Source organism: Mesorhizobium sp. M2D.F.Ca.ET.226.01.1.1 (assembly GCF_004022705.2).
Lineage (GTDB): Bacteria > Pseudomonadota > Alphaproteobacteria > Rhizobiales > Rhizobiaceae > Mesorhizobium.
Genome location: NZ_RZOY02000142.1, coordinates 1 through 279, shown reverse-complemented (window position 1 = coordinate 279; position 279 = coordinate 1). Strand labels below are relative to the sequence as shown.

1 protein-coding gene is annotated in these 279 nt (G+C 64.2%); it reads left to right on the top strand.

The window, feature by feature from the left end; translation table 11 throughout:
* On the top strand, nt 1–279 hold a 279-nt coding region (locus EN869_RS34130; RefSeq protein ID WP_281109889.1), incomplete at both ends, for a di-heme oxidoredictase family protein.

The following is a 279-nucleotide window of genomic DNA, read 5'->3' as shown; positions in this document are numbered from 1 at the left end:
GTCACCTTCTATTCGCAGAACCTTGCGGTGCCGGCGCGGCGCGATATCGGCGAGCCGGACGTTCTTGCCGGCAAGAGGCAATTCTACGAAATGGGCTGCATCTCCTGCCATACGCCGAAATTCGTCACCATGCGCGGCACGCCCAACAAGGCGCAGGCCTTCCAGCTGATCTGGCCCTATTCCGATTTCCTTCTCCACGACATGGGCGAAGGCCTTGCGGACGGGCAGCGTGTGGGGGAAGCGAGCGGCAGCGAATGGCGCACGCCGCCGCTCTGGGGC